General features: G+C 71.8%; 9 protein-coding genes. 8 read left to right on the forward strand and 1 reads right to left on the reverse strand.

The features are described from left to right. The first annotated feature begins 19 nt into the window (after positions 1-19). Both miaB and JW613_RS23440 read left to right on the forward strand, forming a co-directional pair. Complete coding sequence (gene miaB, locus JW613_RS23435) at positions 20-1,537, forward strand: tRNA (N6-isopentenyl adenosine(37)-C2)-methylthiotransferase MiaB (RefSeq protein ID WP_209212935.1); 1,518 nt, start codon at positions 20-22, stop codon at positions 1,535-1,537. A gap of 135 nt (positions 1,538-1,672) precedes the next feature. Continuing rightward, entirely contained in the window at positions 1,673-2,380 is a 708-nt protein-coding gene (locus JW613_RS23440) for a class III extradiol dioxygenase subunit B-like domain-containing protein (RefSeq protein ID WP_209213060.1), read from the forward strand. A 141-nt stretch (positions 2,381-2,521) separates the two neighbouring features. Here the strand turns inward: JW613_RS23440 and JW613_RS23445 are convergent, their stop codons facing one another. Beyond that, positions 2,522-2,812: an antitoxin gene (locus tag JW613_RS23445; protein WP_209212936.1), complete on the reverse strand. Its 291-nt coding sequence runs from the start codon at positions 2,810-2,812 to the stop codon at positions 2,522-2,524. Between the two features lie 620 nt (positions 2,813-3,432). Between JW613_RS23445 and miaA the strand changes: the two genes are divergently transcribed. From miaA to hflX, 6 genes are all read left to right on the forward strand, one after another. Continuing rightward, entirely contained in the window at positions 3,433-4,392 is a 960-nt protein-coding gene (miaA, locus tag JW613_RS23450; RefSeq protein WP_209212937.1) for a tRNA (adenosine(37)-N6)-dimethylallyltransferase MiaA, read from the forward strand. Positions 4,393-4,500: 108 nt separating this feature from the next. Then, positions 4,501-4,971, forward strand: a complete 471-nt coding sequence (locus tag JW613_RS23455; RefSeq protein WP_209212938.1) for a hypothetical protein — start codon at positions 4,501-4,503, stop codon at positions 4,969-4,971. Between the two features lie 153 nt (positions 4,972-5,124). Continuing rightward, positions 5,125-6,006 carry a diaminopimelate epimerase gene (gene dapF, locus JW613_RS23460; protein WP_209212939.1) on the forward strand — a complete coding sequence of 294 codons (882 nt, stop codon included), beginning with the start codon at positions 5,125-5,127 and terminating at the stop codon, positions 6,004-6,006. Between the two features lie 191 nt (positions 6,007-6,197). Further along, positions 6,198-8,459 (forward strand): RelA/SpoT family protein, encoded by a 2,262-nt coding sequence (locus JW613_RS23465; RefSeq protein WP_209212940.1) that lies wholly within the window; start codon positions 6,198-6,200, stop codon positions 8,457-8,459. 123 nt (positions 8,460-8,582) lie between these two features. Further along, positions 8,583-10,142 carry a M1 family metallopeptidase gene (locus JW613_RS23470; protein WP_209212941.1) on the forward strand — a complete coding sequence of 520 codons (1,560 nt, stop codon included), beginning with the start codon at positions 8,583-8,585 and terminating at the stop codon, positions 10,140-10,142. 222 nt (positions 10,143-10,364) lie between these two features. Next, positions 10,365-11,864, forward strand: a complete 1,500-nt coding sequence (hflX, locus tag JW613_RS23475) for a GTPase HflX (RefSeq protein WP_209212942.1) — start codon at positions 10,365-10,367, stop codon at positions 11,862-11,864. Positions 11,865-12,013 lie beyond the last annotated feature (149 nt).

Raw genomic sequence — 12,013 nt, forward strand, 5'->3', positions numbered from 1 at the left:
GAACGCCTACCCTTGTCGCATGAGCAGCAGCGACCGGAGTCAGGCAGTGGACGTCAAGGGGACGTACGAGGTGCGCACCTTCGGGTGTCAGATGAACGTCCATGACTCCGAGCGGATGGCGGGCCTGTTGGAGGACGCCGGCTACGTCCGTGCGCCGCAGGACGCCGACGCCGCCGATGTCGTCGTCTTCAACACCTGCGCCGTACGTGAGAACGCCGACAACCGGCTCTACGGCAACCTCGGCCAGCTCGCGCCCAAGAAGGCCGCCCGCCCCGGTATGCAGATCGCGGTCGGCGGCTGCCTGGCGCAGAAGGACCGGGACACCATCGTCAAGAAGGCCCCCTGGGTCGACGTCGTCTTCGGCACCCACAACGTCGGGAAGCTGCCCGTACTGCTGGAGCGCGCCCGTCTGCAGAGCGAGGCGCAGGTGGAGATCGCCGAGTCGCTGGAAGCGTTCCCCTCCACGCTGCCCACCCGTCGCGAGAGTGCCTACGCGGCGTGGGTCTCGGTCTCCGTGGGTTGCAACAACACCTGCACCTTCTGCATCGTCCCGCAGCTGCGCGGCAAGGAGAAGGACCGCCGTCCCGGCGACATCCTCGCCGAGATCGAGACGCTGGTCGACGAGGGCGTCAGCGAGATCACCCTGCTCGGCCAGAACGTCAACGCCTACGGCTCCGACATCGGCGACCGGGAGGCGTTCAGCAAGCTGCTGCGCGCCTGCGGCCGTATCGAGGGGCTGGAGCGCGTCCGCTTCACCTCCCCGCACCCCCGCGACTTCACCGACGACGTGATCGCCGCCATGGCCGAGACGCCCAATGTGATGCCGCAGCTGCACATGCCGCTGCAGTCCGGCTCCTCCCGCGTCCTGAAGGCGATGCGCCGTTCCTACCGGCAGGAGCGCTTCCTCGGCATCATCGAGAAGGTCCGCGCCGCCATCCCCGAGGCCGCGCTCTCGACCGACATCATCGTGGGCTTCCCCGGCGAGACCGAGGAGGACTTCGCCGAGACGCTGCACGTGGTGCGCGAGGCCCGGTTCGCCCAGGCCTTCACCTTCCAGTACAGCAAGCGCCCCGGCACCCCCGCCGCCGAGATGCCCGACCAGATCCCCAAGCAGGTCGTCCAGGAGCGTTACGAGCGCCTGGTGGCCCTCCAGGAGGAGATCTCCTGGGAGGAGAACAAGAAGCAGGTCGGCCGCACGCTGGAGCTGATGGTCGCCGAGGGCGAAGGCCGCAAGGACGACGCCACCCGACGGCTGTCGGGCCGCGCCCCCGACAACCGGCTGGTGCACTTCACCCGGCCCGACGAGCCGGTGCGCCCCGGCGATGTCGTGACCGTCGACATCACCTACGCCGCGCCCCACCACCTGCTCGCCGAAGGCCCCGCCACGGCCGTGCGCCGCACCCGCGCGGGCGACGCCTGGGAGCGCCGCACCGCTGCGCCGCAGGAGGAGCAGGGCAAGGGCGTCATGCTCGGTCTGCCCACCGTCGGCGCCCCGGAGCCGCTGCCGGCCGCCACCGGCGGCTGCGGCCTGGGCTGACGCCCCGGAGCGGCCGGGAGGACGTAAGCCGTCGGCTGCTCCCGCGTCATCCGTTTCGGCCGATCTCGCACGCTCGGGTGAGTCACGGCGCGGGCAGGGTGGGAAGTGGTGCGAACGGCACTTAAGCTGCGCGCCATGCTTGTCGCCGCAGCCGTATGCCCCTGCCCCCCGCTGCTCGTTCCCGAGGTCGCGGGTGGTGCCGCTCCCGAGATGGACGCGGCACGCGCCGCCTGCTACGACGCCCTGGGCGTCCTGGCGGCGGCCCGCCCCGACCAGCTGTTCGTGCTCGGCCCTGCGGAACCGTCGGGGCGTGGCCCGCATCCGCAGGGCACGCGCGGATCGTTCGCCGGGTTCGGTGTCCCGCTGGAGGTGAGCCTCGGCAAGGGTGAGCCCGCCCGGCGCGAGCTGCCCCCGTCGCTGGCCGTCGGCGCCTGGCTGCTGGAGCGCACGGAATGGACCTGCTGCCCGGTCGAGGGGCTCGGCATCGGGGAACCGCTCACGCGGGCCCGCTGCGAGGAGACGGGGCGTGGGCTGGCGGCGCGCGCGGACCGGGTGGCGCTGCTGGTGATGGGTGACGGCAGCAACTGCCGCACCCTCAAGGCGCCGGGCTACTTCGACGAGCGGGCCGCCGCCTTCGACGCGGAGGCGGCGCGTGCGCTGGGCAGCGCCGACACCGCGGCGCTGCTCGCCCTGGACGAGGAGCTGGCGTACGACCTGAAGGCCGCCGGGCGCTCGTCCTGGCAGACGCTCGCGGGTGCCGCACAGGGGGCCGACCTGGCCGGACGACTGCTCTACGACGAAGCGCCCTACGGCGTGGGCTACCTGGTGGCGAGCTGGTCGTGAGCCGTGAGCCGTGAGCCGTTGAACGCGGTGAACGCGGTGGAACGGATGTGTACGCGGCAGCGGGGGTGTGCGGCGCTGATCGCGCACCGTACACCCCCGCTGAGCGCCGAGAGGGCTGGCTGAGACTCGCAGGCTCCCGAATCAGGAGCCGGAGCCCGAGCCGGAGCCGGGGCCCTGGCCCGTGGGGCCGGAGCCGCTGCCGCCGCCGGTGGGGCCGGAGCCGCTCGGTCCGTTGCCCGAGCCGCCCTGTCCGCGGCCTTCGTCGGCGAGCCGCTGTGTGGCGTCCTTCGCCTTCCGGGCGCCGGTGTTGATCTTGTCGCTGTACTTGCCCTTGGTCTTGGAGTCCGCAAGCTTCGCGGCCTTGTCCACCCCCTGCTGGACCTTGTCGCCATGCTGGCCGAGCATGCCCTTGACCTTGTCCATGAAGCCCATCGCGGTCCCCTTTCTGCCGTGCCGTGCGGCACTTTGCCGCACGGCCTATTTGTGAGCGCTCTCGCCTGTCCCGCTGTCGGCGGCCTCGTCCGCGGACGGCTGCTTGGGGATTCCGACGCTTGCCCCGCCGGACCCGGCATCAGCCGCATCGGCCGCGGTGGCCCCGTCAGCCGGTGCGGCGTCGCCACCGACCGTATCGCTCGCGTGCCCGGGCGCCTCGGCCTCGGTCGGCGACGGGCTCTCCCGGGAGGACTCCCCGTCCGGGCTCCGGGCATCGCCCCGGTCCGGCGCACCGGCACCGGAGTCCGCCGCTGCCGCCCCGTCGCCCCTCTCGACGGTGGGCTCGTGCGCTCCGGTTTCCTCCGTGGGGGTGGCCTCGCGGCTGTCCTGTGTTGACTTGCTGGACGAACGGCGGAGAAGCCTCGCAAAAACGCCCATATCTACTCCAGATCTTACTCGTGTGGGCGAAATCCCGCGCCTTGCGGAGCGTCCCATTGCGCCGCCCCGGGGCACCGGTGCGGAAACCGGCTGTCGGAACCTCGCAACGGGGAACGACCCCACGAGCGGTCCGTCACGTCGCTCGTTCGAGGAGCCTGAGGCGGGTTTGCGAGACTTGACCCGTGAATGACGCAGCCGCCCCCTCGCCTGTCTCCTCGGACTCCCCACCGGTCGTCGCCGTCGTGGGCCCCACCGCAGCCGGCAAATCCGACCTGGGTGTCTTCCTCGCGCGTGAGCTGGGCGGCGAGGTCATCAACGCCGACTCGATGCAGCTCTACCGCGGGATGGACATCGGCACCGCCAAACTGACCGTGGACGAGCGGCAGGGTGTGCCGCACCACCTGCTCGACATATGGGACGTCACCGTCGCCGCGAGCGTCGCCGAGTACCAGCGGCTGGCCCGCGCCGAGATCGACAGGCTGCGCGCCCAGGGGCAGGTGCCCGTACTGGTCGGCGGCTCCGGACTGTATGTGCGCGGGGCACTGGACGCCATGGAGTTCCCCGGCACCGACCCGCAGGTGCGCGCCCGGCTGGAGGCGGAGCTGACCGAGCACGGCCCCGGCGCCCTGCACTCCCGGCTGGCCGCGGCCGACCCGGAGGCCGCCCGCGCCATCCTGCCCAGCAACGGACGCCGCATAGTGCGTGCCCTGGAGGTCATCGAGATCACCGGGCGGCCGTTCACGGCCAATCTGCCGGGCCACGAGGCCGTCTACGACACCGTGCAGATCGGCGTCGACGTGGCCAGGCCCGAGCTGGACGAGCGGATCGCCCGCCGCGTGGACCGGATGTGGGAGACGGGGCTGGTGGACGAGGTGGAGGAGCTGGAGCGCCAGGGGCTGCGGGAGGGGCGCACGGCCTCGCGCGCCCTGGGATATCAGCAGGTCCTCGCGGCTCTCGCGGGGGAGCGCACGCTGGAGGAGGCGCGCAGGGAGACGGTCCGTGCCACCAAGCGCTTCGCGCGCCGTCAGGATTCCTGGTTTCGCCGCGATCCCCGGGTGAACTGGCTCAGTGGGGCGGTGGCGGACAGGCGGGAACTGCCGGGTGCGGCGCTGTCGTTGCTCACGAAGGCGGTTACAGCCTGATCACGTGATGGCATCGGGAAGCCCTGAGCGACCGTCCCGTTACCCCCGGCGTGCCATCATCGACCATCGTTGAGAGCCGTGAAGCCGGAGTTGGGAGGGCGCGTGGCAATGGAGGCCAGCCCTCGCGACAACTCTTCTTCCGCGGACGCCGGGCCCCACTCGAACCGTGAGCCCTCCGCGGAGCGCGAGCTGCCGGACGAGCCGTCCGCCGTGGACCCCGGGCCGGAGCCCGGCCCCCCGGTGGAGCCGCACGAGCTGCGTCCGCAGCGCAAGCTGCGGCTGTGGCAGCTGGCACCCATCGTGGTGCTCGGTGCTCTCGGCTCGCTGATGTTCGCCTTCCCCCTGGCCTTCGAGCCCGGCGGCAGCTCAGGAGCGGTGGTCTCGATGCTCGGGCTCCTGCTGTGCGGCTGCGCGGCGGGCTGGGGCGTGATGGCGGCCCGCAGGGTGGGCCACACCTGGCCGGGGCTCCCGGCGCGCGGCTCGGGCGGACGTCCGGACTGGCGCGTCGTGCTGATGTACACCGTCGTGGTCTGCACCGTCGTCGTCCTGGCCGTCTGGCGGGTCGCCCGACTGCGCTGATCCCGTGCCGCCGCGTGCGAGGGCCGTCCGCGGTCGCCGCTCCGCGTCCGGCCTGTGCGCCGCGTCCGGCGACGGTCCGCTCCTCCTTCCCACAACCGGGGCGCGTCCTCCCCACAACCGGGGCGCACCGCGATCTCCCGTACGATCGGCAGCGTGACCAGCGCACCAGGCGTGCCGTTCCTCAAGGGACACGGCACAGAGAACGATTTCGTGATCATCCCGGACCCGGACGGCACGCTCGACCTGTCGCCGGAGGCGGTGGCGCGGCTGTGCGACCGGAGGGCGGGCATCGGCGGGGACGGCGTGCTACGCGTCGTGCGCTCCGCCGCACACCCCGAGGCGCGCTCCATGGCCGCCGAAGCGGAGTGGTTCATGGACTACCGCAACAGCGACGGCTCCGTCGCCGAGATGTGCGGCAACGGGACCCGGGTCTTCGCACGCTATCTGGAGCGCGCCGGACTGGCCGGGCCCGGCGACCTGGCCATCGCCACCCGGGCGGGTGTGCGCAAGATCCACATCGCCAAGGACGGCGGCGGTATCACCACCGGGATGGGCACGGCCGAGCTGGCGGAGCCGGGCGGCGAGGGCGACGGGATCACCGTCAGCGTCGCCGGGCACACCTGGCCGGTGCGCAAGGTCGGCATGGGCAATCCGCACGCGGTCGCCTTCGTCTCCGACCTGGCGGACGCCGGACCACTGCTGGAGTCCCCCGAGGTACGGCCGGCCGCTGCCTACCCGGACGGCGTCAACGTCGAGTTCGTCGTCCCGCGCGGACCCCGGCACGTGGCGCTGCGGGTGCACGAGCGCGGCGCGGGGGAGACCCGGTCCTGCGGCACCGGCGCCTGCGCCGTGATGGTCGCGGCAGCCCGCAGGGACGGCGTGGACCCCCGCAGGGACGGGGTCGCGGTGACCTACACGGTGGATGTGCCAGGAGGTCGACTGGAGATCACCGAGCGGGCCGACGGTGAGATCGAGATGACGGGTCCGGCCGAGATCGTCGCAGAGGGCACCATCGCTTCCGAGCTGCTCGCGTGACAGCGTGCCCGATTCTCGTGCGGTCGTGATGCCGTCTGCTGACGGGCCGTCCGTTTCCGTGACCGCTCGCTGACCCGGCGTCGCACGATGGGGTGATCCGCCTCACGCTCGACAGGAGCCGGCCGAAGGCACGTGATGGGGTCGGTACCATCGCACCCCCGGCCCGGGGTGCGCAAGAGCGGGAGGTGCCCATGAGCGCGGTGCGCAGTCTGCGGAAACTGAGCAGAGCGGCACTGCTGGGCGCCACGCCACGGGACTCCTTGCCGGACGCCATCGAGCACGTCGCCAAGGTGCACAGGGCGCATCATCCGAGGGCCGATCTGCGGCCACTGCGCAGGGCCTACATGCTGGCCGAGTCCTCGCACCGAGGACAGATGCGCAAGAGCGGTGAGCCCTACATCACCCACCCCCTCGCGGTCACCCTGCTGCTCGCCCAGCTCGGCGCGGAGACCACCACGTTGACCGCGTCGCTGCTGCACGACACGGTCGAGGACACCGCCGTGACGCTCGAACAGGTGCGGCAGGAGTTCGGCGACCAGGTCTGCTATCTGGTGGACGGCGTCACGAAGCTGGAGAAGGTCGACTACGGGTCGGCCGCCGAGCCGGAGACGTTCCGCAAGATGCTCGTCGCCACCGGCAACGACGTGCGGGTGATGTCCATCAAGCTCGCCGACCGGCTGCACAACATGCGCACCCTCGGGGTGATGCGGCGTGAGAAACAGGTCCGCATCGCCAAGGTGACCCGCGATGTGCTGATCCCGCTCGCCGAACGGCTCGGCATCCAGGCCCTCAAGAGCGAACTGGAGGACTTGGTCTTCGCGATCCTCCACCCGGAAGAGCACACCGCCACACGCGAGTTGATCCGCGAGCACAACTCGCGCCCCGACCCGCTGACCGGCTTCGCCGCCCAGGTGCGCCGCACGCTGCGCGAGGCCGGGATCGCCGCCCAGGTGCTCATCCGCCCCCGGCACACCGTCTCCGTGCACCGGTTGCGGCTCAAACGCGGCCAGCTGGGCGACTGCGACTACGCCCGGCTGCTGGTCCTCGTGGACGAGGACGCGGACTGCTACGCCGTGCTGGGGGAGCTGCACACCTGCTTCGCCCCCCTCGTCTCCGAGTTCAAGGACTTCATCGCCGCGCCCAAGTTCAACCTGTACCAGTCGCTGCACACCGCCATCGCCGACGAGGAGGGCAGGGTCGCCGAGGTGCTTGTGCGCACCCGCCGGATGCACCGGGTGGCCGAGACCGGCGTCATCGCCCTCGGCGACCCGCATGTGGCGGGGGAGACGGCCCCCGACGCCGCCGAAGGGGCCGCGCAGGGCCCAGCCGCCGCGACCGCCGACGCGGCCGGGGAGCGCACCGACCCGACCCGCCCCGGATGGCTCTCGCGCCTGCTGGAGTGGCAGAGCCACGCACCCGACCCGAACACTTTCTGGCAGGAGCTGCGCGACGAACTGGCGCAGGACCTGGAAATCACCGTCTACTGCGCCGTCCCCGGGGCGGAGGGGACCGCCGGTGGTGCGCTGCCGCTGCCCGCGGGCGCGACCTGTGTGGACGCCGCGTACGCCCGGCTGGGAGAGGCCGCTCACCGGTGCATCGGGGCCCGCGTCAACGGCCGGCTGGCGGCACTCACCACGGTGCTGCGGGACGGGGACGCCCTCCAGCTCTTCCTGGAGTCCAGCCACGGCAGCCCCTCGGGCCCATCCCCCGAGTGGCTCGACCATGTGAGGACGCCGTCCGCGCGGCTCGCCATCCGGGAGTGGCTCGCCGCGCACGGCCGACGCGAGGGCGACCAGGCCGTGAGCGAGCCGGCTGCCGGCCGGGAAGGCACTCGGCAGGCGGCCCGCGAGGTCCTTTCCGAAGCGGCGCGGGAGGAACTCCACCAGGAGCGCCGGCGCCACCAGGAACTCCGGGACGAGCCGCACCGGAGGCTGGGGCAGCCGTACGTACCGCAGGAGGTCGAGGAGCACCCGGAGCAGTACGCGGAGTACGGGGAGAACATTCCCGTCGTCCCCGGCCACCCCGGGACGCCCGTGCGGCTCGCCCGCTGCTGCACGCCCGTACCGACGGACGCGGTCACCGGGTTCCCGGTACGGGGCGGCGCCGTCACCGTGCACCGCGACAGCTGTCAGTCGGTGGCCCGGATGGCCTCCGCCGGGCGCCTCACCCTGCCGGTGCGCTGGGAGCAGGGCGACGCCGGGTGCAGGGTCACCCTGCGGGCCGAGGCGTTCGGACGGCCGCATCTGCTCGCCGATCTCACCGAGGCCATCGCCGCCCAGGGCGCCGCCGTCGTCTCGGCCGACGTCGAGCCCCCGTGCGAGCAGCGTGTGCGGCACACCTACACGCTCCAACTCCCCGACGCCGCGGGGCTGCCCGCGCTGATGCGCGCCATGCGCCGGGTGCCGGGCGTCTACGACGTCACCCGCTCGGTCCGCCAGACCGCCGCGAACTGACGGTCTCTCCGACCGCCGGGCCGGGGACCGGGACCGTACGGGCGGAGGCGCCCGACGTCCCCTTTCGGGTGGACGCGCCCCGGGGGAGTCGGCAGCGGCACCGGCCGCTGGTAGCGATGACCCATGGCCCTCACAGCCCTCACTCGCTCACCCGCCGGACGGCGCGGTGCCCTCGCAGGTACGGTCACCGTCACAGCGCTCGCACTGGTCGGCGCCGCACTCCCCGCGCCGACGGCGGCCGGGATCGGCGACCACCTCTTCCCGCAGCTGGGCAACCCCGGATACGACGTCCGTACCTACGACCTGTCCTTCGACTACAGCGGTGACAACAGCAGGCCGCTCAACGCCCGTACCGTCATCGAGGCGCAGGTCACCGCCGGGCCCATGGAGCGGTTCAACCTGGACTTCGCGGGCGGCGAGGTCAGCTCGGTGCACGTCGACGGGCGGCCCGCGCAGCATGCCAGGGCGGGTGAGGACCTGGTGGTCACCCCGCCCACGCCGCTGCGGCGCGGTGCCCGGATGCAGGTCGAGATCCGCCACACCAGTGACCCCACCATCAAGAACGGCGGCTGGGTGCGCACCAAGGACGGCCTGGCCATGGCCAACCAGGCCGACGCCGCGCACCGGGTCTTCCCCTCCAACGACCACCCGGCGGACAAGGCCATGTTCACCTTCCGGGTACGGGCCCCGCGCGGGCTGACCGTCGTGACGGGCGGGCTGCCCACCGGCCGGACCCGCGCGGGACAGGACACCGTCTGGACGTACCGGATGGTGCATCCCATGGCCACCGAGCTGGCGCAGGTGTCGATCGGCCGTTCCACTGTCGTGCGCTCGAAAGGCCCGCACGGACTGCCGCTGCGCCACGTTGTCCCCACAGGTCAACGCGAAGCGCTGGAGCCCGTGCTGAACGAGACGTCACGGCAGATCGCCTGGATGGAGCGCAGGGCGGGGAAGTACCCGTTCGAGAACTACGGTCTGCTGGCCGCCGAGGTGGAGACCGGCTTCGAGCTGGAGACGCAGACCCTCTCGCTCTTCGAGCACAAGCTGCTCTCTTCGCGTAAGTACCCGGACTGGTACCGGGAGTCACTGATGATGCACGAGCTGGCGCACCAGTGGTACGGCAACAGCGTCTCGCCGCACCGCTGGACCGATCTGTGGCTGAACGAGGGCCATGCGACCTGGTACGAGTGGGCCTACGCCGCGGAGCGGGGCGGCTTCTCGGTGGACGAGCGGGCGCGCGCCTCCTACGAGCAGTCCGACGCCTGGCGCAAGCGCTACGGCCCGCCGGCCGCGCTCTTCCCGGCGCGGAAGAGCGGGAAGATCCAGCTGTTCAGCCCCATCGTCTACAACGGCTCCGCCGTCGTGCTCTACGCGCTGCGGGAGCGGATCGGCGAGGAGGCCTTCGCCCGGCTGGAGCGCGCCTGGCCGCGCCGGCACCGTGACTCCACGGCCACCACCGCCGACTTCATCAAACTGGCGAGCGAGATCTCCGGCAAGGACCAGAGCGCCTTCCTGAAGAAGTGGCTCTACGGGAAGACCACCCCGCCCATGCCGGGGCACCCGGACTGGACCCAGAAGAAGCCGGCCAAGAGCCCGACCGCCAAGCCGGGCACCGATGCGAAGCCGGGCACCGACTCCGCGAGCTCCGCCAGAGCCCTCGGGGGGCACCACAACCACCCGTAGGCCCCACAGGGCTCTGTTCCGGGGTTCCCGGGTTCCCGGCCGGCGCGGGCCGGGGGCGCAAATACGGGTGACGGCGTCGCTGCGCCGTGCGACCATCCTTGTGGCCGCACGGCGCGGTGGCGCGGGAGCGGACCGATTCGGGACCGCACCCCGCCGGGGGAATCTTCCCCGGCGTCCGGGCGTTGTGCGGTACAGAATCTTCCCTCGACCTTAAGGATCCACTTGACCCACTCCTCTTCCCTTCCACAGAACGGCCAGCGCATCGCCACGACGAACCGCCGAGCCGACGCCCTGATGGAAGAGGACGTCGCTCTTAGTCACACGTTCGACGAGAACCGTGACGGTGATCAGCTCGACCGCTCCGAACGAGCGGCGCTGCGGCGAGTGGCCGGTCTCTCCACCGAGTTGGAGGACGTCACAGAGGTTGAGTACCGGCAGCTGCGCCTGGAGCGTGTCGTGCTGGTCGGCGTCTGGACCTCCGGTACGGCGGACGACGCCGAGAACTCCCTCGCGGAGCTGGCGGCCCTCGCCGAAACGGCCGGAGCACTGGTGCTCGACGGCGTCATCCAGCGCAGGGACAAGCCGGACGCGGCCACCTACATCGGCTCCGGCAAGGCCGCCGAGCTGCGGGACATCGTCCTGGAGACCGGCGCCGACACCGTGGTGTGCGACGGTGAGCTGACCCCCGGCCAGCTCATCCACCTCGAGGACGTCGTCAAGGTCAAGGTCGTCGACCGCACGGCCCTGATCCTCGACATCTTCGCCCAGCACGCCAAGTCGCGTGAAGGCAAGGCGCAGGTGGCGCTGGCGCAGATGAACTACATGCTTCCCCGGCTGCGTGGCTGGGGTCAGTCGCTCTCCCGGCAGATGGGTGGCGGTGGCTCCGGCTCGGCAGGTGGCGGTATGGCCACCCGTGGCCCCGGTGAGACCAAGATCGAGACGGACCGGCGACGGATCCGCGAGAAGATGGCGAAGATGCGCCGGGAGATCGCGGAGATGAAGACCGGCCGCGAGGTGCAGCGACGGGATCGCCGACGCAACAAGGTGCCGTCCGTCGCCATCGCCGGGTACACCAACGCGGGCAAGTCCTCGCTGCTCAACCGGCTCACAGGTGCGGGCGTACTGGTGGAGAACGCGCTGTTCGCCACCCTGGACCCGACCGTGCGCAAGGCGGAGACGCCCAGCGGCAGGGCCTACACGCTGGCCGACACGGTCGGCTTCGTCCGGCACCTCCCGCACCACCTGGTGGAGGCCTTCCGCTCGACCATGGAGGAGGTCGGCGACGCCGATCTGATCCTGCACGTGGTCGACGGCGCCCACCCGGCGCCGGAGGAGCAGCTCGCCGCCGTACGCGAGGTCATCCGCGAGGTCGGTGCGGCAGAGGTGCCCGAGATCGTGGTGGTCAACAAGGCGGACGCGGCCGATCCGCTCGTCCTGCAGCGGCTGCTGCGCAACGAGAAGCACGCACTGGTCGTCTCCGCCCGCACCGGGCAGGGTGTCGACCAGCTGCGCGAGCTGATCGACAATGAGCTGCCGCACCCCTCCGTCGAGCTGGAGGTGCTGCTGCCCTACACCGAGGGCAAGCTGGTCTCCCGGGTGCACACCCAGGGCGAGGTGCTCTCCGAGGAGCACATCGAACAGGGCACCCTGCTCAAGGCCAGGGTGCACGAGGAGCTTGCCGCGGAGCTGCGCGCCTTCCAGCCGCTGGTCGCCCGGCCGTAGCCGGGGGCCGTACAGCCGTACAGCCGCACAGCGAGAAGGGCGTACAGCAACACCGAGGCGCCCAGCACACGGAAAAGGGCCCGCCCCCTCCCGACGGGAGGGGGCGGGCCCATTTCCGTCCACCGGCTGTTCGCCGGCGCCCACCGGCT

It is taken from the genome of Streptomyces smyrnaeus (genome assembly GCF_017676345.1).
GTDB classification, from domain to species: domain Bacteria; phylum Actinomycetota; class Actinomycetes; order Streptomycetales; family Streptomycetaceae; genus Streptomyces; species Streptomyces smyrnaeus.

Coding starts and splice junctions, on each gene's coding strand:
- JW613_RS23465 (WP_209212940.1), top strand. CDS start 6,198: ATGAGCGCGGTGCGCAGTCTGCGGAAACTGAGCAGAGCGGCACTGCTG.
- JW613_RS23455 (WP_209212938.1), top strand. CDS start 4,501: ATGGAGGCCAGCCCTCGCGACAACTCTTCTTCCGCGGACGCCGGGCCC.
- miaB (WP_209212935.1), top strand. CDS start 20: ATGAGCAGCAGCGACCGGAGTCAGGCAGTGGACGTCAAGGGGACGTAC.
- JW613_RS23470 (WP_209212941.1), top strand. CDS start 8,583: ATGGCCCTCACAGCCCTCACTCGCTCACCCGCCGGACGGCGCGGTGCC.
- JW613_RS23445 (WP_209212936.1), bottom strand. CDS start 2,812: ATGGGCTTCATGGACAAGGTCAAGGGCATGCTCGGCCAGCATGGCGAC.
- JW613_RS23440 (WP_209213060.1), top strand. CDS start 1,673: ATGCTTGTCGCCGCAGCCGTATGCCCCTGCCCCCCGCTGCTCGTTCCC.